The 21,026-nt window shown below is 73.5% G+C and carries 21 protein-coding genes and 2 pseudogenes; 11 read left to right on the top strand and 12 right to left on the bottom strand.

All coding sequences use genetic code 11. The annotated features are described in order from the left end of the window. Positions 1-10: 10 nt before the first annotated feature. A complete protein-coding gene (locus tag AB0G20_RS09255) occupies positions 11-1,135 on the bottom strand; it encodes a PLP-dependent cysteine synthase family protein (protein ID WP_361298237.1) in 1,125 nt (374 codons plus the stop codon). A 502-nt stretch (positions 1,136-1,637) separates the two neighbouring features. Between AB0G20_RS09255 and AB0G20_RS09250 the strand changes: the two genes are divergently transcribed. Continuing rightward, positions 1,638-1,961 carry a hypothetical protein gene (locus tag AB0G20_RS09250; protein ID WP_361298234.1) on the top strand — a complete coding sequence of 108 codons (324 nt, stop codon included), beginning with the start codon at positions 1,638-1,640 and terminating at the stop codon, positions 1,959-1,961. Between the two features lie 183 nt (positions 1,962-2,144). Then, complete coding sequence (locus tag AB0G20_RS09245; RefSeq protein ID WP_361298231.1) at positions 2,145-2,678, top strand: ATP-binding protein; 534 nt, start codon at positions 2,145-2,147, stop codon at positions 2,676-2,678. 75 nt (positions 2,679-2,753) lie between these two features. Here AB0G20_RS09245 and AB0G20_RS09240 read toward each other — a convergent pair. Next, positions 2,754-3,150 (bottom strand): annotated as a pseudogene (locus tag AB0G20_RS09240) (ABC transporter substrate-binding protein); the annotation flags it as partial. 4 nt (positions 3,151-3,154) lie between these two features. Beyond that, positions 3,155-3,439 (bottom strand): SHOCT domain-containing protein, encoded by a 285-nt coding sequence (locus tag AB0G20_RS09235; RefSeq protein ID WP_361298228.1) that lies wholly within the window; start codon positions 3,437-3,439, stop codon positions 3,155-3,157. A 165-nt stretch (positions 3,440-3,604) separates the two neighbouring features. Between AB0G20_RS09235 and AB0G20_RS09230 the strand changes: the two genes are divergently transcribed. The 3 genes from AB0G20_RS09230 to AB0G20_RS09220 are packed head-to-tail and all read left to right on the top strand — an operon-like array spanning position 3,605 to position 5,677. Then, on the top strand, positions 3,605-4,183 hold the full coding sequence (locus tag AB0G20_RS09230; RefSeq protein WP_361298225.1) for a TetR/AcrR family transcriptional regulator: 579 nt from the start codon (positions 3,605-3,607) through the stop codon (positions 4,181-4,183). A gap of 10 nt (positions 4,184-4,193) precedes the next feature. Next, on the top strand, positions 4,194-4,772 hold the full coding sequence (locus AB0G20_RS09225) for a DUF4865 family protein (RefSeq protein WP_361298222.1): 579 nt from the start codon (positions 4,194-4,196) through the stop codon (positions 4,770-4,772). Further along, the gene (locus tag AB0G20_RS09220) at positions 4,769-5,677 is read left to right on the top strand and encodes a phosphotriesterase (protein WP_361298219.1); all 909 of its coding nucleotides are present in this window, start codon (positions 4,769-4,771) and stop codon (positions 5,675-5,677) included. The genes AB0G20_RS09225 and AB0G20_RS09220 overlap by 4 nt, the downstream gene beginning before the upstream one ends. Here AB0G20_RS09220 and AB0G20_RS09215 read toward each other — a convergent pair. From AB0G20_RS09215 to AB0G20_RS09200, 4 genes are all read right to left on the bottom strand, one after another. Continuing rightward, positions 5,634-6,119, bottom strand: coding sequence for a PPOX class F420-dependent oxidoreductase (locus AB0G20_RS09215; protein WP_361298216.1), 486 nt, complete (start codon positions 6,117-6,119; stop codon positions 5,634-5,636). The genes AB0G20_RS09220 and AB0G20_RS09215 overlap by 44 nt on opposite strands. Before the next feature lie 12 nt (positions 6,120-6,131). Further along, on the bottom strand, positions 6,132-7,022 hold the full coding sequence (locus tag AB0G20_RS09210) for an NAD(P)-dependent oxidoreductase (RefSeq protein WP_361298213.1): 891 nt from the start codon (positions 7,020-7,022) through the stop codon (positions 6,132-6,134). Positions 7,023-7,164: 142 nt separating this feature from the next. Next, positions 7,165-8,412 carry an ROK family protein gene (locus AB0G20_RS09205; RefSeq protein ID WP_361298210.1) on the bottom strand — a complete coding sequence of 416 codons (1,248 nt, stop codon included), beginning with the start codon at positions 8,410-8,412 and terminating at the stop codon, positions 7,165-7,167. Beyond that, positions 8,409-9,143: an alpha-ketoglutarate-dependent dioxygenase AlkB gene (locus AB0G20_RS09200; RefSeq protein WP_361298207.1), complete on the bottom strand. Its 735-nt coding sequence runs from the start codon at positions 9,141-9,143 to the stop codon at positions 8,409-8,411. Before AB0G20_RS09200 ends, AB0G20_RS09205 begins: the two co-directional genes overlap by 4 nt. 67 nt (positions 9,144-9,210) lie before the next feature. Here AB0G20_RS09200 and AB0G20_RS09195 point away from each other — a divergent pair, with 67 nt between their 5' ends. Beyond that, positions 9,211-10,341: a methyltransferase gene (locus tag AB0G20_RS09195; RefSeq protein WP_361299359.1), complete on the top strand. Its 1,131-nt coding sequence runs from the start codon at positions 9,211-9,213 to the stop codon at positions 10,339-10,341. On the opposite strand, the gene AB0G20_RS09190 is transcribed toward AB0G20_RS09195, so the two are convergent. Continuing rightward, positions 10,331-11,191: a class II fructose-bisphosphate aldolase gene (locus AB0G20_RS09190; protein ID WP_361298204.1), complete on the bottom strand. Its 861-nt coding sequence runs from the start codon at positions 11,189-11,191 to the stop codon at positions 10,331-10,333. The genes AB0G20_RS09195 and AB0G20_RS09190 overlap by 11 nt on opposite strands. Positions 11,192-11,206: 15 nt before the next feature. After that, complete coding sequence (locus tag AB0G20_RS09185; protein WP_361298201.1) at positions 11,207-12,097, bottom strand: SIS domain-containing protein; 891 nt, start codon at positions 12,095-12,097, stop codon at positions 11,207-11,209. A 116-nt stretch (positions 12,098-12,213) separates the two neighbouring features. On the opposite strand from AB0G20_RS09185, the gene AB0G20_RS09180 reads away from it, so the two are divergent. After that, positions 12,214-12,993, top strand: a complete 780-nt coding sequence (locus AB0G20_RS09180; protein WP_361298198.1) for a DeoR/GlpR family DNA-binding transcription regulator — start codon at positions 12,214-12,216, stop codon at positions 12,991-12,993. Between the two features lie 315 nt (positions 12,994-13,308). Next, entirely contained in the window at positions 13,309-15,144 is a 1,836-nt protein-coding gene (locus AB0G20_RS09175) for a glycoside hydrolase family 15 protein (RefSeq protein ID WP_361298195.1), read from the top strand. Positions 15,145-15,147: 3 nt separating this feature from the next. On the opposite strand, the gene AB0G20_RS09170 is transcribed toward AB0G20_RS09175, so the two are convergent. Further along, entirely contained in the window at positions 15,148-16,107 is a 960-nt protein-coding gene (locus tag AB0G20_RS09170; protein ID WP_361298192.1) for a hypothetical protein, read from the bottom strand. A 200-nt stretch (positions 16,108-16,307) separates the two neighbouring features. Here AB0G20_RS09170 and AB0G20_RS09165 point away from each other — a divergent pair, with 200 nt between their 5' ends. After that, entirely contained in the window at positions 16,308-16,520 is a 213-nt protein-coding gene (locus AB0G20_RS09165) for a cation transporter (protein ID WP_361298189.1), read from the top strand. A 3-nt stretch (positions 16,521-16,523) separates the two neighbouring features. After that, a complete protein-coding gene (locus AB0G20_RS09160; protein ID WP_361298186.1) occupies positions 16,524-18,773 on the top strand; it encodes a heavy metal translocating P-type ATPase in 2,250 nt (749 codons plus the stop codon). Between the two features lie 12 nt (positions 18,774-18,785). On the opposite strand, the pseudogene AB0G20_RS09155 reads toward AB0G20_RS09160, so the two are convergent. Then, positions 18,786-19,441 (bottom strand): annotated as a pseudogene (locus AB0G20_RS09155) (class I SAM-dependent methyltransferase). Between the two features lie 136 nt (positions 19,442-19,577). Here AB0G20_RS09155 and AB0G20_RS09150 point away from each other — a divergent pair. Then, the gene (locus tag AB0G20_RS09150; RefSeq protein ID WP_361298183.1) at positions 19,578-20,279 is read left to right on the top strand and encodes a phosphatase PAP2 family protein; all 702 of its coding nucleotides are present in this window, start codon (positions 19,578-19,580) and stop codon (positions 20,277-20,279) included. 148 nt (positions 20,280-20,427) lie between these two features. Here the strand turns inward: AB0G20_RS09150 and AB0G20_RS09145 are convergent, their stop codons facing one another. After that, entirely contained in the window at positions 20,428-21,021 is a 594-nt protein-coding gene (locus AB0G20_RS09145) for a hypothetical protein (protein ID WP_361298180.1), read from the bottom strand. Between the last annotated feature and the right edge of the window lie 5 nt (positions 21,022-21,026).

The raw sequence follows: 21,026 nt of genomic DNA, 5'->3' as shown, positions 1-21,026 counted from the left end.
GGAGCCGGATTCAGTCGGGCCAGACGCCCGTGTGCAGGAGCGAGTCGATCGCGGCCGTGTAGGGCTCGATGTCCAGCCCCTGGGCGGCCAGCCAGGCGTCCGAGTAGTACTTGTCGAGGTAGCGGTCCCCCGGGTCGCACAGCAGGGTCACGACGCTGCCCTGCCGGCCCTCGGACACCATCTCGGCGACGATCTTCAGCGCGCTCCACAGCCCCGTGCCGGTCGAGCCGCCGGCCTTGCGGCCGATGGCGCGCTCCAGGGCCCGTACGGCGGCGACACTGGCCGCGTCGGGGACCTTCATCATCCGGTCGATCGCGCCGGGCACGAAGCTCGGTTCCATGCGGGGCCGGCCGATGCCCTCGATACGGGAGCCGCAGTCGCAGGTGACGTCCGGATCGCCGGTGGTCCAGCCCTCGAAGAAGCACGAGTTCTCGGGGTCGGCCACGCAGACGCGGGTGTCGTGCTGCATGTAGTGGACGTAGCGCGCGAGGGTCGCGGAGGTGCCGCCGGTGCCCGCCGTGGCGACGATCCACGCCGGCTCGGGGAACCGCTCCAGGCGCAGCTGGCGGAAGATGGATTCGGCGATGTTGTTGTTCCCACGCCAGTCCGTGGCCCGTTCGGCGTAGGTGAACTGGTCCATGTAGTGGCCGCCGGTCTCGGCCGCGAGGCGGGCGGACTCCTCGTACATCGTGCGGGGGTCGTCCACGAAGTGACATCGGCCGGAGTGGAACTCGATGAGGCGGATCTTCTCGGCGCTCGTCGTGCGCGGCATGACGGCGATGAAGGGCACGCCGATCAGCTTCGCGAAGTACGCCTCGGAGACGGCCGTCGAGCCGCTGGAGGCCTCGATGACGGGCCGGTCCGGCCGGATCCAGCCATTGCACAGGCCGTACAGGAAGAGGGAGCGGGCGAGGCGGTGCTTCAGGCTGCCGGTGGGGTGGGTCGACTCGTCCTTCAGATACAGGTCGATGCCCCACCGCTCCGGCAGGGGGAATTGCAGCAGGTGGGTGTCGGCCGAGCGGTTGGCATCGGCCTGGACTCTGCGGACGGCTTCTTTGAGCCATGCCCGGTAGGCGGCGTCGCTGTGGTCGACGTCGAGGGTCACACCGGTCCGGGTCTGCTGGGGAGTACGCACGGGGGGCTCCTAACGCTGCGCGCCGACGACGCGTCGCGCGGCCGACACCTCCGATCATAAGCACCTGGCGCACGCTTCTCACCTGCATAAACGCATCTTTGAGCCCCCCAAAGCGCCCCCAGGAGCAGAGCCGGGGCAAGGGGGCGCGCAGTCCCGGGGGCGCATTGGTGAGTGTGCTGCGGGCGCCCCCCGGCGAGGGGGTCGCGGGCACTGGTGCTCGACGCCGGGCGGGGGCAGACTGCACCGCGAGAACAGGCCCCGGACGGGGTGACCGCAGGGTACGACCGCCTTCCGGAGCGGGCTTCCGGGCACGGGCCCACACCCCTGGGGGGCGAGGGCGTGCGGGGCACACCGCACGGCCGGCCGGCGTTCGGACCGGGCAGGTCGCACCACCCGGAGGGACCATGCGTCCGGACGGGGCACACTGGGTCAGGACACGAGCCCGTACCGGGCAGCGCGCAGAGCGGGCCGGTACACCGACGCGCACTAGGGGGCGGGTGGCATGGGAGAGCCGGAGTTCAGGGCCACGGGCGTGCGGATCGGGAAGCGGCTGCGTTCGCTCACCCGGGCCGGGCAGGTCCGGATCAGCGACGGCCGGCTCGAGCTGCTGACCAGCTACGGCAGTGAGATCGACAGCGCGCCGGTGCAGGCCGTGCGCGCCTCCAAGCCCTGGTTCGGCCCCGATGACCGGGCCACGGCGGATTTCAACGGCAAGCGGTACATGCTCACCCTGGGCGACCACGACCCCGCTCCGGGAGAGCCGGGCCCGCCGGCCGCGCGGCGCTTCATCGAAGCCGTGCGCAGGGCAGCGGGGCGTGACGGCTGAGATGTCCGCGAGTTGCGGTACCTCATCCCCTGCGCCACTCTGGTCTCACGTCACTCTGGGTTTACCGGCGATAACGCTGCGAACCAGCCCGCCGGCCACGACAGCAGGCGGCAGTGTCACGCAGGCGCCCTGCTGGATCCGAACTCCGTGTTCTTCCGGACCTCACGTCGGGGAGTCGCAGCCGTGATCAGCTACCCAAGCAGGCACTGCACGGTGGAGCTCCAAGCCCTGCCGTCGCGGATCGGCCAGGTCCGCAGAATCGTATCTGCGCAATTGCGCTACTGGCATCTGGATCCCCTGATCGACCGGGCCTCGCTCGGCGTGACGGAGCTGTTGTCCAACGTCCACCGGCACGCCCAGCCAGACAAGACGTGCACCGTGGAGATAGAGCTGCTGCTCGACCGGCTCACGGTCTCGGTGCGCGACGGCGATCCTCGGATGCCCGTGGTCGACGACGCCGAGCCGCTGGCGACCTGCGGGCGCGGGCTCGCGATGGTGGCCGCCATGAGCGAGAGCTGGGGCGTCCGGCCGGACGGCGAGTCCGGCAAGGTCGTCTGGTTCACCCTGCCGACGTCCGCCCCCGCGGTGACGTCGCCGTCGCTCCTGTCGCGGCGCACGGTCCAGGAGAAGCCCGCGCGCAGGTTCGCCGAGGTCGGGGCTTCCACCGACGGGCTCCGGCCCGACCATGCTCCCGCCCGGTCCGCCGTTGCCGGTTGACCGGGCGGTGACCACCGTTCCCTCCGGGGGCCTCGGGGGCGTACGCCGCCGGGTGTGCTCCCGGGGCGTACGGCACTCCGTGGCGACGGCCCGCAGCACGTCCAGGCGTGCCGCGCGCCGGGCCGGGCGCAGCCCCGCGAGGGCGTCGGCCGCGAGTCCCACGACGCGCGTACGCGTCGCGGGTCTGGACCTCCGGGTTGCCGTAGGGTTCGGCGGTCTTCTCCACCGCCCCGGCCCGCGTCGGTGCCGACACCGTCCTCGAAGGTGACGGCGACGAGGGTGTCGGAGTCCTGGGTGCGGTGCGGGACCCAGGCGGCGCGGGTGATGACGTAGTCGCCGGCGAGTTCGGACCGGCCGTAGACATCGCGGCGGTGAAGGTCTCCTTCGTGCCGTCGGTGAAGGCGAGTTGTGCCTTCTCCCCGATGGTCAGCTGCTGCCTGACGGCCTCCTGCTCGATGAGGGCGAGGCCGTCGTGGTCATGCCGCGCCTCCCTTGCGGCCGAACTCCTCGTTCAGCACGGACAGCCGGCGCCAGTACTCGTCCTCGTCGATCTCGCCGGAGGCGAAGCGGTGGCCGAGTACGGTGATGGGCGAGTCGTTGCCGCCGGCGGACTGCCGCCAGGGGCCGCCGCGGCGTCCGCGCCACACCGTGCGGCGCAGCAGCACGATGCCGCCGCCGATCACCAGCGCCCAGATCACCGGGAAGAGCAGGATCCACGGGCCGGGCCCGCCGCCGTCGCCGAAGTTCGCCAGGGTCTGCATGTCGTCCAACTCCTCGATCGCGTGATGTCCTGTGTCGCTTTCGAGAGTCGTCCGGCGAGGGGTCCCCCGTCGTCGTACGGCCAGCGGAACTGCGCGTACCTCGTGGGGAGCAGGGCGGGCGGGTCTCGTCTGCTCCGCGCGGCCTCGACTTCTGTAACTACTGGTATGTACAGTGAGCGCATGAGCACCCCGGAACGGCTGATCGAGTCCACCCGCGAGCTGCTGTGGGAGCGCGGCTACGTGGGCACCAGCCCCAAGGCGATCCTGGAGCGCGCGGACGCCGGGCAGGGCAGCATGTACCACCACTTCAAGGGCAAGCCCGATCTCGCGCTGGCCGCGATCCGGCGGACCGCCGAGGAGATGCGGGGTACGGCCGCGGGAGTACTCGACGGCCCGGGCACGCCCTATGAGCGCATCGAGGCGTATCTGCGGCGCGAGCGGGACGTGCTGCGGGGCTGCCCGGTCGGCCGACTGACGATGGACCCGGACGTGATCGCGAGCGCGGAGCTGCGCGCACCGGTCGACGAGACGCTCGACTGGCTGCGCGGGCGGATCGCCGGAATCGTCGAAGAGGGCAAGGCGCAGGGCCAGTTCGCGCCCGGCCTGGACGGCGGGGAGATCGCGGCGGCGGTCGTCGCGACCGTCCAGGGCGGTTACGTCCTCGCCCGCGCCTCCGGCTCCCCCGCCGCGTTCGACGCGGGGGTTCGGGGACTGCTCTCCCTGCTGGCACCCCGGACCTCCTGAGGAGACTTCCATGCACGCCATGCAGTACGAACTGACCCTGCCCGCCGGCTATGACATGGGCATCATCCGCGACCGCGTCGCCCGCCGGGGTCACCTCCTCGACGACTGGGACGGGCTCGGCCTCAAGGCCTACCTGATACGCGAGCGCGGCCTGCGCGGCTCGCCGGTCAACCAGTACGCGCCCTTCTACCTCTGGAACACCGTCGGCGGCATGAACTCCTTCCTGTGGGGCGGCGGATTCCAGGGGCTCAGTGACGACTTCGGGCGGCCGTCGGCGCGGCAGTGGACGGGGCTCGCGTACGAGGAAGGGGAGGGTACGCACCCGAGGTTCGCCCTGCGGCGGCGCCAACCGGTGCCGGGCGGGCGGCTGTTGGCCGACGCCGTGGAGGAAGCGGCGGGCGAGGCCCGGCGGCTGGCGGCGCTGGACGGGGCCCTGCTCGCCGCCACGGCCGTCGACACGAGCCGCTGGGAGCTCGTGCACTTCTCCCTCTGGGAGCAGGACACGCCCGTGGCCGACGGCGAGATGTTCGAGGTGCTGCACCTGTCCGCGCCGGGCCGGGACCGGCTGCCCCGGGGACGCCAGTGGTGAGCGCGGTCCGCACGGTGCTGGGGGACGTGTCCCCCGAGGACCTGGGGGTGTGCGACGCCCACGACCATCTCTTCTTCGGCAGCCCCCGGCTGCCCGGCCAGGAGCTGCGCAGCGTGGCGGCGGCACGGGCCGAGCTGGTCGCGTTCCGGGAGCAGGGCGGTGGGGCCGTCGTGCAGTGGACGCCGTACGGGCTCGGGCGGCGGGCCGCCGATCTGCCGCCGCTGTCCCGGGAGACCGGTGTGCACGTGGTGGCCGCGACCGGTCTGCACCAGGCCGTGCACTACGACGAGGACACCCTTGCCGGGCTGCGGAGCCGGCTCGCCGAGGTCTTCGTCTCCGAACTCACCGTGGGCATCGGGACGTCGGGGGTGCGCGCGGGGCTCGTCAAGGTCGCGGGCGGCTTCCACACCCTGGACGCGCACGCCCGGTGGACCATGACGGCGGCGGCCGAGGCGCATCACGCCACGGGCGCGACGATCGCCGTGCACCTGGAGATGGGCACCGGCGCGCTGGACGTACTGGACCTGCTGTGCGGGGAGTCGGGGGTGCCGCCGCACCGGGTGGTGCTCGGGCACCTCAACCGCTCCCCCGACCCCGTGGTGCACCGGCAGGCGGCCGAGTCCGGCTGCTATCTGGCCTTCGACGGGCCGTCACTCGCCCACCACGCCACGGACTGGCGGATGCCGGACGCCGTACGGGCGCTCGCCGACGCCGGGTTCGGTGACCGGCTGCTGCTGGGGGCGGACACCACCACGGCCGCCGCCCGCTCGGTGGGCGGCGGCCCCGGGATGCCGTACCTGCTGCGCCGGCTGCGGCCCCGGCTCGCGCACGCCGTGGGCGAGGAACTGGTGGGGCGCATCCTCACGGAGAATCCGGGCCGGGCGTTCGGGGCGCAGTGGCGCTGACCGGGCCGGTCACCGGCCTCAGCCGCCGGCCTGGGTCGCTGTCCTTCATCGAGCCCCAGCCGTGCCAGCGCTCGACCTCGATCCAGGCGCTGACCCGGGGGCGGACGCGGTCCGGGTAGGGCTTGCCGGTGTAGTGCCGGGCGAGGAGGTCGATGTCGGCCAGGTCCTCGTCGTCGTACATCTCCGTGACGCGGCCGATGAGGGTGACGTGGGTGTACCACCCGTCGCCGTCGAGGACGGTGAGGGTGACGCGCGGGTCGCGGCGCAGGTGCTTCAGGCGGACCCGGCCCTCGTCGAGGTTGATCAGCACCCGGCCGTCCTTCCACACGTACCACGTGGCGGTGGAGACGGGTGCGCCGTCGGAGCGCAGCGTGGCCATGACGCACGGGTTGGGCCGGCTCAGCAGGGCGTCGGCCTCGGGCGGCAGCGGCGGCTTGGACATGAGGGGAACCTCCTAGGAGTCGGTCTTCTCGTCGAAGCTGGCGAAGTAGGCCGCGACCATGTCCTCGTCGGCGTGGCCCTGGGCGGCGGCACGCTCCATGCGGGCGGCGGCCGCTTCGGCGACGTCCAGGCGGACGCCGCTGTCCGCGCCCGCCTGGACGATCAGCCGGGCGTCCTTGGCGGCGGTGCTCACCGCGAACTGGGGCGGCGTGAGCCTGCCTTCGAGAACGAGATCGGACTTGGCGCGCAGATAGCCCATGTCGAGCGGGCCGCCGGCGACGAGGTCGAAGAAGCCGTGCGGATCGACGCCGAGGGCCTTGGACAGGGCGAGGGCCTCGCCGGCGGCGGCCGTGACGGCGAGGACCCAGCTGTTGGCGACGAGCTTCAGCCGGGTGGCGCCGCCCAGCGCCCCGTCCTCGCCGCTCCACACGGTCCGGGCGCCGACGGCGTCGAAGACCGGCGTCACCCTGTCCCGGCCCTCGGTGGGGCCGGCCGCGAGGACCGTCAGCTTCCCGGCCTCGGCGGGCTGGCGGGTGCCCAGGACGGGGGCGTCGTAGAAGACCAGGCCGTGCTCGCGGGCGAAGCCGGCCAGCTCGGCGACGCCCTCGATGCCCGCGGTGGTGGACTGCACCCAGGCCTTGCCGGGTCGCAGGGCGGGGACGGCCTCGCGCATCGTGTCCAGCGTGGCGGGACCGTCGTAGAGCATGGTCAGAACGACATCGGCGTCCTGGACCGCCTGCGCGGGGGTGTCGGCGATCCGCACGCCCTCGGCGGCCAGCGGCTCGGCCTTGGCCCGGGTGCGGTTCCAGGCGTGGACCGTGTGTCCGGCCCGGGCGAGGTTGCGGGCCATCGCGGCACCCATGATGCCGGTGCCCAGGACGCTCACGGTGAGCTTGTCGGTCATTGCGTCAACTTCCTCGGTGGTGCGGTGCGGGCGGACTGCCTGCGAACCAGCCTGCCCGCTCAGCGGCGAGCCTTCCCGGAAGCGGCGCGGACAAGCCTGATACCCGTGGGGTCAGGCTCGCGGGATCGCGCCCGGCCCCCGGTCACACCTGCGGGGTCAGCGCTCCCAACGGATCGTCCAGGACCGGCTGCCAGGCCAGTTCCGCCGCGCCGACCAGGCTGTTGTGGTCGAGGGTGCAGGGCAGGATGGGGACGCCGCCGCTCTGGCCCCACAGGCTGCGGTCGGCCACGACCGCGCGCAGGCGGCCGGGGTCGGCGTCGAGGAGGGTGCGGTGCAGGCCGCCCAGGATGATGCGGTCCGGGTTGAGGATGTTGACCAGACCGGCGAGACCGAGGCCGAGGCGGTCGATGAGGGCCTCGGCGGCGGTGCGGACGCCCGGGTCGTCGTAGTGGTGGCGGATCAGGTCGATGGACTGCTGGAGCAGGGACACCTCGGGGCCCGGCTCGCGTCCGGCCTCCGTGAGGAAGGCCAGCGGGTCGGTCTCCACGTCCAGGCAGCCGCGGCTGCCGCAGTAGCAGGGGCGGCCCTCGGGGTGCACGGTGAGGTGCCCGACCTCCAGCGCGAGGCCCGAACTGCCCCGGTGGAGGCGGCCGTCGAGGACGAGCGCGCCGCCGACGCCGCGGTGGCCGGTGGCCACGCACAGCAGGTCGCGGGAGCCTCGGCCGGCGCCGTGCCGGTGTTCGGCGAGCGCGGCGAGGTTGACGTCGTTCGCGGCGAACGCGGGTCCGTCCAGGCCGGCCGCGCGCACCTGCTCGGCGAAGATGTCCCGGACGGGCGCGCCCGCGGGCCAGGCCAGGTGGAGGGGGTTCAGCGCCTGTCCCTCGGGTTCGGCGACGGCGGAGGGCACGGCGAGGCCCGCGCCCACACACCGCAGGCCGGTCTCGCGCAGCAGCTCGGCGCCCGCCGTGACGACGGAGGCGAGTACCTTGGCCGGGTCCGCGTCGACGACCTCGCAGCCGGGCGCGGTGGCGACGATCCGGCCGCCCAGCCCGACCAGCGCCGCCCGGAACCCGTCGGCGTGCACCTGCGCGGCGAGCGCGACGGGGCCCTCCTCGGCGACGGCCAGTCTGTGGGAGGGTCTGCCCTGCGAGCCGGCTGCCGCGCCGGGCCGGGCGTCGACCCGGATCAGCCCGAGTGCTTCCAGCTCGGCGGCGACCGCGCCGGCCGTCGCCCGCGTCACGCCGAGCTCGGCGGTGAGCACCGCCCGGGTCGGCGCGCGTCCGGTGTGCACGAGCTCCAGCGCGGGTCCGAGCGCTCCGCGCCCCCGGTCCAGCCGCGTCCTCGAGGTGGTCCCATCCCCCGCCTGCCGGGGGTCCGCCTTCCCGCTCATGAGGGCGAGTCTCCCATGATCCGCCGGGATGGTGGCCGAGCGTGCCCGCCGGGCCCCGCCGAGCAGCCGGGGCTGCTCTCCGCCGGGCGCTGGAGGCCGCTGACCCGGAGCGTGATGTTGAGCCGGCCCGTCAGCCCGAGCCCGGGCGGTGCCGTGACCGGGTGGATGCGCGGCACCCCGTGGTAGGCGAGGCGGGAGGGGCCGCCGAAGACGAACAGGTCGCCGCTGCGCAGCTCGACGTCGGTGTAGGGCCGGGTGCGCGTCCCGGTGTTGCCGAAGCGGAAGACGCAGGTGTCTCCGAGGCTCAGCGACACCACCGGCGCGTCCGACTTCTCGTCGCTGTCACGGTGCATGCCCATGCGGGCGTCGGCGTCGTAGAAGTTGATCAGCGCGATGTCGTAGTCCGGTGCCGGTCCTCCGAGGGTGTCGCGGACGGCCCGGCGGCCCAGGTCGCCGAGCCACGGCGGGAACGGCTTCACCGGGGAGCCGTCCCCGTCGGCGACCGTGCGGGCGTAGGCGTACGGGTACCAGTGCCAGCCCAGGCACACCTGGCGGGCGGTCATGGTGCCGCCGCCGGGTGTGCGGACCGTGCGCAGTCCGGCGGGCGGCCGGGCCCAGTCACGGCAGGCGTCGAGCAGCGCGCGCTGGCCTTCCGTGTCGAGCCAGTCGGGCAGGTGCACGGCGCCGGGCGCGACCTGGGTACGGGCCCTGGGGAACAGCTCGGCGTCCATGCCCCCATGGTGCCCGACACGCCCTGAGCTGCGGCTCGGCTAGCCTGGTCGCACGATGAACGACCGTATGACGACGCCGTGGGGCGAGCCGGCGCTGACCCGATTCCCCGAGGACCCGCGCGACAGGCTGCGCGCCTGGGACGCCTCCGACGAGTACCTGCTGAGGCATCTGGCCGGGGAGCGGGTGCCGCTGGACGGCACGGTCGTGGTCGTCGGGGACCGCTGGGGCGCGCTGGTCACGGCGCTCGCGGCGCACCGACCGGTGCAGATCACCGACTCCTACCTCGCGCAGGAGGCGACGCGGGCCAACCTCGCCCGCGCCGGTGTCGAGCCGGGGACGGTACGGCTGCTCACCACGCAGGATCCGCCGCCGGGGCGGATCGACGTGCTGCTGGTGCGGGTGCCGAAGAGCCTGGCGCTGCTGGAGGACCAGTTGCTGCGGCTCGCCCCGGGCGTGCACGCGGGGACGGTCGTCGTCGGCACGGGCATGGTGAAGGAGATCCACACCTCGACGCTCCAGTTGTTCGAGCGGATCCTCGGCCCGACCCGGACCTCGCTCGCCGAGAAGAAGGCCCGGCTGATCTTCTGCACGCCGGATCCCGCGCTGGAGCGGCCCGCCAACCCGTGGCCGTACGTCTACACGCTGCCGGACGGCATCGGCCCCGCTGCGCACGGCACCGTCGTGAACCACGCCGGGGTCTTCTGCGCCGACCGGCTCGACATCGGGACGCGGTTCCTGCTCCGGCATCTGCCGGACGGACGGGGCGGCCGGGTGGTGGATCTGGGGTGCGGCAACGGCGTGGTGGGCACGTCGGTGGCGCTGGCCGACCCGGACGCCGAGGTGCTGTTCGTGGACGAGTCGTTCCAGGCCGTGGCCTCGGCGGAGGCCACGTACAAGGCGAACGGGGTGCCGGGGCACGCCGAGTTCCGGGTCGGGGACGGGCTGGCGGGCGTGCCGTCCGGCAGTGTCGATCTGGTCCTGAACAACCCGCCGTTCCACTCCCACCAGGCGACGACGGACGCCACGGCCTGGCGGATGTTCACCGGGGCGCGGCGCACGCTGCGGCCGGGCGGGGAGCTGTGGGTGGTCGGAAACCGGCACCTGGGCTACCACGTCAAGCTGCGCAAGCTGTTCGGCAACAGCCGACTCGTCGCGAGCGACCCGAAGTTCGTGGTACTGAAGGCCGTCAAGCGGTAGCGGCGCCGAGCGTCCGGAGGGTCCTCGTCACCACTCGTGTCATCGCCTCCCGGGCGAGGGTCAGGTAACCACGCGGGTCGACCGCCTCGGGCCGGTCGGTGAGGAAGTCCCGGATCGCCCCGGTCAGCGCGATGTTCAGGGCCGTACCGATGTTGACCTTGGTGATGCCGCCCGCGACGGCCGCCGTGAGTTCGTCGTCCGGGACGCCGGAGGAGCCGTGCAGGACGAGCGGGACGTCCAGTGCGGCCGACAGGCGTGCGAGCAGGGCGTGGTCGAGGGCCGCCGTGCGGGTGGTCATGGCGTGGGAGCTGCCGATGGCGACGGCCAGGGCGTCCACGCCCGAGTCGGCGACGAAGGTCCGTGCCTCGTCGGGGTCGGTGCGGGCGCCGGGGGCGTGCGCGTCCAGCGGCGGTCTGCCGTTCTTCCCGCCGATCTGGCCCAACTCGGCTTCGATCCACAGCCCTTGGGCGTGTGCCCAGTCGACCGCCGCCCGGGTCGCGGCGAGGTTCTCCGCGTAGGGCAGCCGGGCCGCGTCGTACATCACGGAGCTGAAGCCGGCGTCCGCGGCCTGGTGCAGCAGGGCGTCGCTCTGCACATGGTCGAGGTGCAACGCGACCGGTACGGCGGCCCGTTCGGCCACGGCGACGACCGCGCGGGCGAGCGGGAGCAGCCGGCCACCGCGGAACCTGACGGCGTTCTCGCTGACCTGGAGGACCACGGGGGCGCACACCGACTCGGCGCCCGTGACGACGGCCTCGACGTGCTCCAGGGTGATGACGTTGAAGGAGGCGACGGCCGAGCGGGCGGCCGCGGCGGAGGTGACGAGTTCGCCGGTGGTGGTGAGGGGCACGGTGTCTCCAGAGCGTCAGTGGTGGTCTGCGGGGAGGATCACCGAGCGCGTCAGGTGGCGCGGGCGGTCGGGATCCAGCCCGCGGGACGCGGCGACGGCGACGGCGAGCCGCTGGACGCGGACGAGTTCGGCGAGCGGGTCCAGGGCCCCGGCGATCCACAACGCGCCCGTGCCGCCCACCTGTTCGGCGAGCCCGTCCGGCGCGTCGCCCAGCATCCAGGTCGCCGTGCCCCGGGTACTGACGCTGATCGGGCCGTGCCGGTACTCCATCGCCGGGTAGGCCTCCGCCCAGGCCAGCGCGGCCTCGCGCATCTTCAGCCCGGCCTCGTTGGCCAGGCCGACGGTCCAGCCGCGCCCCAGGAAGGTGAACTGGCCGCATTCCACCAGTCCTTCGGCCAGCGGCTGCGTCAGGGCGGTGCGCGCGTCGGCGACGGCGGTGTCGGGGTGGAGGCCGAGGTGGGCGCGGAGCAGGGTGAGGGCCGTCGTCGCGAACCGGGTCTGGACGACGGAGCGTTCGTCCGCGAAGTCCAGGACGGCGAGGTCGTCGGCGGCCGTCGACACGGGCGTGTCCGGATCGGCCGTGATCGCGGTGGTGCGGGTAGCGCCCTTCAACCGGTGCAGCAGGTCCAGCACTTCGGTCGTGGTGCCGGAGCGGGTGAGGGCGACGACCCGGTCGTATGCGCGGCCGTGGGGGAACTCCGAGGCGGCGAAGGCGTCGGTCTCGCCCTGGCCCGCGCCCTCGCGCAGGGCCGCGGCGGCCTGGGCCATGAAGTAGGAGGTGCCGCAGCCGACGATCGCGACCCGCTCCCCCGGCGCCGGCAGCACCTTCACGAACCGGGGCGCCTCCGATGCGGCGCGTGCCCAGCACTCGGGCTGGCTGGTCAGCTCGTCCTCGACATGCGTCATACCGCACCCTCCGCTCTGATTGTTCCTGCAAGATATCGCCAGCTTTCGAGCAGCATCAAGCATTCGGCCGGATCGGGTGCGCTAGGGTCGCCGGAGATCGAGACGTGGAGGTGCGGATGTCGCGCGACGCCCGCTGGAAGGCGCTGCTGGAACTGCTCGTGGAGCGCGGCCGGCTGGACGTCGAGGACGCGGCGGTGGAGCTCGGGGTGTCGGCGGCGACGATCCGCCGTGACTTCGATGGGCTCGCCGAGCAGCAGATGCTGGTGCGCACCCGGGGCGGTGCGGTGGTGCACGGCGTGTCGTACGAGCTGCCGCTGCGTTACAAGACGGCCCGCCACGCCTCCGAGAAGCAGCGCATCGCCAAGGCGGTGGCGGGGCTGGTGGTGCCGGGTGAGGCGGTCGGGCTGACCGGCGGGACCACCACGACCGAAGTGGCGCGGGCCCTGGCCGCGCGCGGGGATCTGGCGTCCGGGTCGCCCGCGCTGACGGTCGTGACGAACGCGCTGAACATCGCCAACGAGCTGGCCGTGCGGCCCCAGTTCAAGATCGTGCTGACCGGTGGGGTGGCGCGGCCCCAGTCCTACGAGCTGGTCGGGCCGCTCGCGGACGGGGTGCTCGGGCAGATCACCGTCGACGTGGCGGTGCTGGGTGTCGTGGCCTTCGACGTGACGCACGGCGCGGCGGCGCACGACGAGGCGGAGGCGGCGATCAACCGGCTGCTGTGCGAGCGGGCGGAGCGGGTGGTGGTGGCCGCCGACTCCAGCAAGCTCGGGCAGCGGGCGTTCGCCCGGATCTGCGCGGCCGAGGCGGTGGACACGCTGGTCACGGACACGGCGGCCGACGCGGGCACCGTGCGGCGCTTCGAGGAGGCCGGGCTGCGGGTCGTCACGGTCTGAAGCGGCCGCTCGCCGGCGGCTCCAGGGCAAGGCGTCTGGATCAGGCCACGGGGAAGCGACGGTGCCGTTCGACGCCGCTCCGCGGCCTGTCCGGACGACAGGCGCCGGGCCGTGTCCTCAAAGCCGTCTGGCGTGTGCTCTCGTGCTCTCGGCGTGCCGGGCGGAGTCCCTCGTACTGGATCGCCCGGTGCGGCGAGTGGGGGTGCCCCCTGCTCGCAGAGCTTGGGGGAGCGTGCCGGGCGTCGCGGGGCAGGCGGGACTCTGCGGACACGGCCTAGGCTGGGGCTGAGGCGCGTACCGGGCAGGGAGGCTGTCATGGGCGAAACGGCACCGGACCGGGGCGTGCCGGGCGGCCGGCGGTACGTACCGATCGCCGAACACGGGCTGATCGGCGATCTGCGCAGTGTGGCCCTGGTGGGGACCGACGGGACGATCGACTGGTACTGCTGCGCGGCCTTCGACGCGCCGAGCGTGTTCGCCTCGATCCTGGACGCGGAGCGCGGCGGCTGTTTCGAACTGGCGGCGACGGTGCCGGCGCGGACCAAGCAGTTCTACTTCCCCGACACCAACGTCCTGATCACCCGGTTCTTCACCGAGGACGGGGTCGGTGAGGTGCAGGACTTCATGCCGGTCGGCGGCGGGCCGGCCGAGGCCGAGCGGCACCGGCTGATCCGGCGGGTGGTGTGCGTGCGCGGCTCGATCCCGTTCCGTACGCGGGTGGCACCCCGGTTCGACTACGGCTCCCTGCCGCACACGGTCCGGCTGACCGGCGACACCGCGCTGTTCGAGACCGAAAAGCTGGCGCTCGCACTGACGGCGACCGTGCCGCTGGAGACCGACGGGCCGGACGTGCGCGGCGACTTCAAGCTCTCCGAGGGCGAGACCGCGGTGTTCGCCCTGGACAAGGTCGGCGGCGATGTGACGCCCCGCGGGTGTGCGCACGCGGACGCGGAGGAGCAGTTCGCGGCGACGGTGGCGTACTGGCGGCGCTGGCTGTCGGCGTCCCGGTACAAGGGCCGCTGGCGGGAGATGGTGCACCGCTCGGCCCTGACGCTGAAGCTGCTCACGTACGCGCCGACCGGGGCGATCGTGGCCGCGCCGACGACGAGCCTGCCCGAGGAGCTCGGCGGCGAGCGCAACTGGGACTACCGGTACGTGTGGGTGCGCGACGCGGCCTTCTGCGTCTACGCCCTGCTGCGGCTGGGCTTCACCGGCGAGGCCGAGGCGTTCATGCAGTTCGTGACCCGGCACATCAGCCCGGGCGACGGCAAGACCTCCGGCCCTCTGCAGATCATGTACGGCATCGACGGACGCACCGAGCTGCCCGAGCGCACCCTCGACCACCTGGAGGGCCACCACGGTTCCGCGCCGGTCCGGGTCGGCAACGCGGCGGCGGATCAGCTCCAGCTCGACATCTACGGCGCGCTGATCGACTCCATCTACCTCTACGACAAGTGGGCCCAGCCCATCTCCAGCGGCCAGTGGGACGACGTGTGCGCGCTGGTCGACTGGGTGTGCACGCACTGGGACCAGCCTGACGAGGGCATCTGGGAGACGCGGGGCGGGCGCAGGAACTTCCTGTACTCGCGGCTGATGTGCTGGGTGGCGATCGAGCGGGCCATCCGGATGGCCAACCGGCGCGGCCTGCCCGCCGACCTGCCGCGCTGGCGGGAGTGCCGCGACACGATCTACCGGCGGATCATGAGCCGGGGCTGGTCCGAGGAGCGCCGGGCCTTCGTCCAGCACGAGGACGGTGACGTGCTGGACGCGGCCGTGCTGATGATGCCGTTGACGAAGTTCATCGCCCCCACCGATCCGAAGTGGCTGTCGACGCTGGACGCGCTCACCGAGGAGCTGGTGTCCGACTCGCTCGTCTACCGCTACGACCCCCGGGCGAGCCCCGACGGGCTGCGCGGTGACGAGGGCACGTTCTCCATCTGCTCGTTCTGGTACGTCGAGGCGATGGTGCACGCCGGCCGGATCGACGAGGCGCGCCTCGCCTTCGAGAAGATGCTGACGTACGCCAACCATCTCGGCCTGTACGCCGAGGAGATCAGCCACACCGGTGAGCAGCAGGGGAACTTCCCGCAGGCGTTCACCCACTTCGCGCTGATCAGCGCGGCCTTCAACCTGGACCGGGCGCTCGGCTGACGCTCAGTGCCCGTGGCCGTCCTCCACATGCCCCTCGGGGGTACCGGCCCCGGCCGCCGCTCCCCCGGCGCGGACGGTGAACGCCGCCGTGTGGACCTTTCCGTCGTGCTTGAAGTCCAGGAACAGGCGGTAGGAGCCGGAGCTGGGTGCCGTGGCCGCGAAGGAGATGTCCGGGCCGGGCCTGGTCGTGCCGTCACCGGGTTCGCCGTTCGGGTGGACGTGCAGGTAGGCGAGGTCGCCGGAGCGCAGGGCGACCAGGTGGCCGTAGGCGCCGAGGTAGGGCTGGAGGTCGGTGACGGGCTTGCCGTCGCGGGAGACCTTCAGTTTCAGTTCGCTCGCCTTGCCCGGGCGCAGGGCCCCGGCCAGCCGGACCTCGTAGCCGTCGACCTGGGTCGCGGTGCTCGCGGGCGGCAGCTGCCGGGCCTCGTACGGGCCGGAGGCGGCGAGGTCCGCGCCGAGGGTGAGGTTCTCGGCGTCCTTCCCGGCCGGGGTGAAGTCGGCGAAGACGCGGTAGCCGCCCGCGCGGGGCAGGTCCACGGGGGTGCTCCAGGTGCCGTCGGCGGCGCGGGTGGGGTGCAGATGGCGGTAGGTGACCAGGTCGCGTGAGGCCACGATGAGGTGGAGTTCCTTGTCGTGTTCGCGCTGGTAGGCGGTGACCGCGCGGCCGCCGGCGTCCCGGACGGTGAAGCGCAGGTCGGCCCGCTCGCCCGCGGTGACGCGCGGGGTGCCGAGGTCGAGCGTGTAGCCGCCCTCGGAGATCTGCAGCCCGCCGGCCGGGGGTGTGTCGTGTCCGGCGTGGCCGCCGCCCCCCTTCGGCTCCGGTGCGGGCCGGGGGTGCTCGTCCTCGTGCTTCGGGGGGCTGTCGGCGACGACGGGGTCGATGCCCTGTCCGACGCCGTAGGCCGCGCCGAAGGTCGCTGCCAGGGCGGCGGCGAAGGTGGCGATCCTCAGTCCGGTGTTCATGGCCGTCGGCTCCTTCAGATACCGGGCCTCCCGCTCGAATGCGGGGCCTCCATGCACTTCACCATACCCCTAGGGGGTATTGAGTCAAGTCATTCTCGCGCTTGCATCGTATACCCCTCAGGGGTATACATGAAGTCGACGAGGGGATACCCCCGCCCCGTATGCTCCGCATCTGTTGAATCACCCAGAGGAGGCACCCGATGCCCGCCACCACCTACGCCGTCTCCGGAATGTCCTGCGGCCACTGCAAGGCCACGCTGACCAAGGCCATCGGCGAGCTGGACGGCGTCAGCGGTGTCGAGGTCGACCTCGACAGCGGCCACGTCACCGTCACCAGCGCCGCCGAACCCGACGACGCCGTGATCGCGGAGGTCGTCGACGACGCCGGCTACGAGCTGACCGGGAGGGCCTGAGCCATGAGCACCGGTACGACGACCGGCACCGGCGCCGAGGTGGAGCTCACCATCGGTGGCATGACCTGCGCCTCCTGCGCGGCGCGCGTCGAGAAGAAGCTCAACCGCATGGACGGGGTCACCGCCACCGTCAACTACGCGACGGAGAAGGCCAAGGTCAGCTACTCCGGAGACGTCTCCGTCGGTGACCTCATCGCCACCGTCGAGGCGACCGGGTACACCGCGCAGGAGCCCACTCCCCCTGCCGAACAGACCGACCCCGGCGAGGAGGCCGACGAACTGCGGCCGCTGCGCGAGCGGTTGATCACGGCCGTGGTGCTCGCGGTTCCCGTCGCGGCCATGGCGATGATCCCGGCGCTGCAGTTCGAGTACTGGCAGTGGCTGTCGCTCACCCTGGCCGCGCCCGTCGTGACGTACGCGGCGTGGCCCTTCCACAAGGCGGCGTTCACCAACGCGCGGCACGGCGCGGCCACCATGGACACGCTGATCTCGGTGGGCATCTCGGCCGCGTTCCTGTGGTCGCTGTGGGCGCTGTTCTTCGGCACCGCGGGCACACCGGGCATGACGCACCCCTTCGAGCTGACCATCGAGCGCACGGACGGCGCCGGGAACATCTACCTGGAGGCGGCCGCGGGCGTGACCGCCTTCATCCTGGCCGGGCGGTACTTCGAGGCCCGCGCCAAGCGCAAGGCGGGCGCGGCGCTGCGGGCGCTGCTGGAGCTGGGCGCGAAGGACGTCACGGTGCTGCGCGCCGACGGCAGCGAACAGACCGTCCCGGTCGCGGAGTTGAAGGCCGGGGACCGCTTCCTGGTCCGGCCCGGCGAGAAGATCGCGACGGACGGGACCGTCGAAGAGGGTTCCTCCGCCGTGGACGCCTCGATGCTCACCGGTGAATCCGTACCGGTGGAGGTGGGCTCGGGCGACCCGGTCACCGGCGCCACGATCAACGTCGGCGGGCGGCTCGTCGTGCGTGCCACGCGGGTCGGTGCCGACACGCAGCTGGCCCGGATGGCCCGGCTGGTGGAGGACGCGCAGAACGGCAAGGCCGCCGCGCAGCGGCTCGCGGACCGGATCTCCGCCGTGTTCGTTCCGGTGGTGATCGCCCTCGCGCTGGGCACGCTGGGCTTCTGGCTGGGCAACGGCGCCGGGCTGACGGCCGCCTTCACCGCAGCGGTCGCCGTGCTCGTCATCGCCTGCCCCTGCGCCCTGGGACTCGCGACGCCGACCGCGCTGATGGTGGGCACCGGGCGGGGCGCGCAGCTCGGCATCCTCATCAAGGGCCCGGAGGTCCTGGAGTCCACGCGCCGGGTCGACACCGTCGTCCTCGACAAGACCGGCACGGTCACGACCGGCCGCATGACGCTGCTGACCGTGCACACGGCCGAGGGCACGGACGAGGCCGAAGTGCTGCGGCTGGCCGGGGCGTTGGAGCACCCCTCCGAGCACCCGATCGCCCGGGCCGTCGCCGACGGAGCGCTGGAGAAGCTGGGCGCGCTGCCCACGCCCGAGGACTTCGCCAACGTGCCCGGACTCGGCGTCCAGGGCGTCGTCGAGGGCCATGCGGTGCTCGTCGGGCGGGAGCGGCTGCTGGCCGACTGGGCGATGGAGCTTCCCGAGGGCCTGGCCCGGGCCAGGGCGGGGGCCGAGGACGCCGGGCGCACGGCCATCGCGGTCGCGTGGGACGGTGAGGCGCGCGCGGTGCTGGAGGTGGCCGACGCGGTGAAGGACACGAGCGCGGAGGCGGTCGGCCGGCTGCGGGCGCTCGGCCTGACGCCGATCCTGCTGACCGGTGACAACGAGGCGGTGGCCCGGTCCGTCGCCCGCGAGGTGGGCATCGAGGAGGTCATCGCCGAGGTGCTCCCGCAGGACAAGGTCGACGTCGTCAAGCGGCTCCAGGCCGAAGGCCGGTCGGTGGCGATGGTCGGGGACGGAGTCAACGACGCGGCGGCCCTCGCCCAGGCCGATCTGGGGCTGGCCATGGGCACCGGCACGGACGCCGCGATCGAGGCCGGCGACCTGACGCTCGTGCGCGGCGATCTGCGGGCCGCGGCGGACGCCATCCGGCTCGCCCGCCGCACGCTCGGCACCATCCGCTCGAACCTGTTCTGGGCCTTCGCCTACAACGTGGCGGCCCTCCCGCTGGCCGCGGCCGGCCTGCTCACCCCGATGATCGCCGGGGCGGCCATGGCCTTCTCGTCGGTCTTCGTGGTCGGCAACTCGCTGCGGCTGCGCACCTTCCGGGCCGCCGGCTGAGGCGCCGGCGGGTCAGCGGTGGCGCCACACCAGCGTGTAGCGCCAGAACAGACGGCGGCGCAGGCGGACGCCGGGGAGCACCGCCCGGGCCTCGCGCACGATCTCGGTGAAGGTCAGGTCCGCCGGACGGGTGCGGGCCGTCATCGAGACCGGGCGGGGCGCCGGGCGGCCCCGGTTCTTCAGCAACGCCATGACGATGTTGAGCGGGATCGACGCGATGCCGAGCAGCCGGTCGACGGGCGTCCGCTCCCGGGCCACGCCGACGATCACCAGGGTGCCGCCGGGGGCCAGATGGTCGCGGAAGGTCTCCAGGGCCCGGGTGAGGGGCAGATGGTGGACGACGGCGACGCAGGTGATGACGTCGTACGACTGATCACCGAGCCCGGTCAGCGCGTCGGCCGCGGTGTACGTCACCGGGGCCGCCGCGGGCGTCAGCTCCCGTGCCCAGGCCGTGATCTCCGGGTCGGCGTCGATCCCTGCACGCGCTGCGCCCGGCCGGCCAGCAGCCGGGCCAGGTCGCCGCTGCCGCATCCCACGTCCAGGGCGCTGCCCACCCGCTCGGGGAGCTGTCGCAGGATCCAGCGGTGGAAGTGGGCGTTGTGGTCCCAGGGGCGGGCGGCGTGGAAACGCTCGAGTGCGCGCAGGGCCCGGCGGGTCAGGGGTGACATGTGCTCAGTGTCCCGGCTCACCGGGGTGGCCGTCCGCCGTCCGGGCACTCGGGAGGTACCGGCTCGCAGGGGCGCCGAGCGTGCGCCGGGCGTGAGCCGGTACCGTGCTGAGGAAGGCCACTGCGGGGAGAAGCACATGACCGATCCGACGACCACAGACGCGGACGCCCCCCGTCCGCTCCAGAACGCCCGGGACTCCGCGGGTGGAAGCGGCCGACTTCTGAGCGCCGTGTTCGGCGATCTCAGGGCCGTCGACGGCGCCCTGTACGCGGCGGTGGCCGCCACCCCGACGCCGACCCTGGACCGGACGCTGCGCCACCTGTCGCACGCGGCCGATCACTCCAAGATCTCGTTCGCCATCGCCGCCGCCCTGGCCCTGGGCGGGAAGCGGCCGCGCAAGGCCGCGCTCGTCGGCGTCGGCGCGATCGCCGTGGCATCGGCCTCCGCCAACCTGCTGGGCAAGCGCCTGGTGCGCCGGGCGCGGCCCGACCGGGAGGCGGCCCGGGTGACGGTGGACCGGCACGTCCGGATGCCGACCTCGGCCTCGTTCCCGTCCGGGCACACGGCGTCGGCGGTCGCCTTCGCCACCGCCGTCGGTGTGGTCCTGCCCCCCGCGGCGGTACCGCTCGGGGCGCTGGCGAGCGCCGTCGGCTACTCCCGCGTCCACACGGGCGTGCACTACCCGGGCGACGTGGCGGCGGGCGCGGTCCTCGGCATCGCGAGCGCCGCGGCGGCCCTGGCGGCGGCAGCGGCCACCCCCTCGGCGAGGACACAGGCCCTCCTCACGGCGGCCCGTTCCTGGCCACGGATCAGCATCGGCGGCGCCCTGCGCCGGTAGGTCGACGGGGTGCCGGGCGCGAGGACCCTCCCCCGCCACCCGGCACCCCTCGCACTGACAAACCGTCATCCGAAGACACTGACGGCCCTGCGCTGAGGGGCGACGGGCTCGGCGGCATCCTGGCCTGGTACTCCACCCGAACTCCCGGCTACTGAAGGAGAACAGCCGCCGACCGCCGTACGTCGACGGCGGTGAGTGCCAGGGCCAGCGGCCCGGGGGCGAGGAAGGCCAGCGGGACCAGCATCCAGGCACACAGCGCCGCCGTCGCCACGGCGAGCAGGACCAGGCCGCTGCCGCCCACGTCCGCCACGGCGTCCCGCCCGGCCCCGCGCACCGCTGCACGCCAGTCGGTGAGCGATTCGGGGCGCCCGCAGGCCCGCAGGCCGATCACCGCCGCGCCGGCGCCGATCACCGCGGCGGCCACGGCGAACAGCGGCGCCCCCGGCAGCCCGGCCCCGGCCAGCGCCAGGTCGGCCGCGAACAGCAGCAGACCCGCCAGGGCGATGGCTCCCGCCACCAGGTCGCCGGCGCGCAACCGCCGCCGCAGCAGGGCGAAGTACCGCCCCGCCGTGACGGGTTGGTCCTGTCCCGCCCCGCGCAGCACGGCGCACGCCGTCGACAGCGCGGCCGGGGCCGTGACCAGGGGCAGGCAGGCCGCCGCCGTGGCGAGTCCGACGCTCAGCACGTCGGCGAACAGGGTCATGCGCGGGCCGAACACCTCGCCCGCCTCGCGTGTGGGCATGCCGC

The sequence above is a fragment of the Streptomyces sp. NPDC024017 genome, assembly GCF_040638895.1.
GTDB lineage: Bacteria > Actinomycetota > Actinomycetes > Streptomycetales > Streptomycetaceae > Streptomyces.
Note: the sequence above shows the minus strand (reverse complement) of the source record. Positions and strands in the feature narration are given on the sequence as shown.

Coding starts and splice junctions, on each gene's coding strand:
- AB0G20_RS09195 (WP_361299359.1), top strand. CDS start 9,211: ATGACGACGCCGTGGGGCGAGCCGGCGCTGACCCGATTCCCCGAGGAC.
- AB0G20_RS09210 (WP_361298213.1), bottom strand. CDS start 7,022: ATGACCGACAAGCTCACCGTGAGCGTCCTGGGCACCGGCATCATGGGT.
- AB0G20_RS09250 (WP_361298234.1), top strand. CDS start 1,638: ATGGGAGAGCCGGAGTTCAGGGCCACGGGCGTGCGGATCGGGAAGCGG.
- AB0G20_RS09200 (WP_361298207.1), bottom strand. CDS start 9,143: ATGGACGCCGAGCTGTTCCCCAGGGCCCGTACCCAGGTCGCGCCCGGC.
- AB0G20_RS09235 (WP_361298228.1), bottom strand. CDS start 3,439: ATGCAGACCCTGGCGAACTTCGGCGACGGCGGCGGGCCCGGCCCGTGG.
- AB0G20_RS09180 (WP_361298198.1), top strand. CDS start 12,214: ATGTCGCGCGACGCCCGCTGGAAGGCGCTGCTGGAACTGCTCGTGGAG.
- AB0G20_RS09215 (WP_361298216.1), bottom strand. CDS start 6,119: ATGTCCAAGCCGCCGCTGCCGCCCGAGGCCGACGCCCTGCTGAGCCGG.
- AB0G20_RS09205 (WP_361298210.1), bottom strand. CDS start 8,412: ATGAGCGGGAAGGCGGACCCCCGGCAGGCGGGGGATGGGACCACCTCG.
- AB0G20_RS09165 (WP_361298189.1), top strand. CDS start 16,308: ATGCCCGCCACCACCTACGCCGTCTCCGGAATGTCCTGCGGCCACTGC.
- AB0G20_RS09175 (WP_361298195.1), top strand. CDS start 13,309: ATGGGCGAAACGGCACCGGACCGGGGCGTGCCGGGCGGCCGGCGGTAC.
- AB0G20_RS09185 (WP_361298201.1), bottom strand. CDS start 12,097: ATGACGCATGTCGAGGACGAGCTGACCAGCCAGCCCGAGTGCTGGGCA.
- AB0G20_RS09170 (WP_361298192.1), bottom strand. CDS start 16,107: ATGAACACCGGACTGAGGATCGCCACCTTCGCCGCCGCCCTGGCAGCG.
- AB0G20_RS09160 (WP_361298186.1), top strand. CDS start 16,524: ATGAGCACCGGTACGACGACCGGCACCGGCGCCGAGGTGGAGCTCACC.
- AB0G20_RS09230 (WP_361298225.1), top strand. CDS start 3,605: ATGTACAGTGAGCGCATGAGCACCCCGGAACGGCTGATCGAGTCCACC.
- AB0G20_RS09225 (WP_361298222.1), top strand. CDS start 4,194: ATGCACGCCATGCAGTACGAACTGACCCTGCCCGCCGGCTATGACATG.
- AB0G20_RS09145 (WP_361298180.1), bottom strand. CDS start 21,021: ATGCCCACACGCGAGGCGGGCGAGGTGTTCGGCCCGCGCATGACCCTG.
- AB0G20_RS09150 (WP_361298183.1), top strand. CDS start 19,578: ATGACCGATCCGACGACCACAGACGCGGACGCCCCCCGTCCGCTCCAG.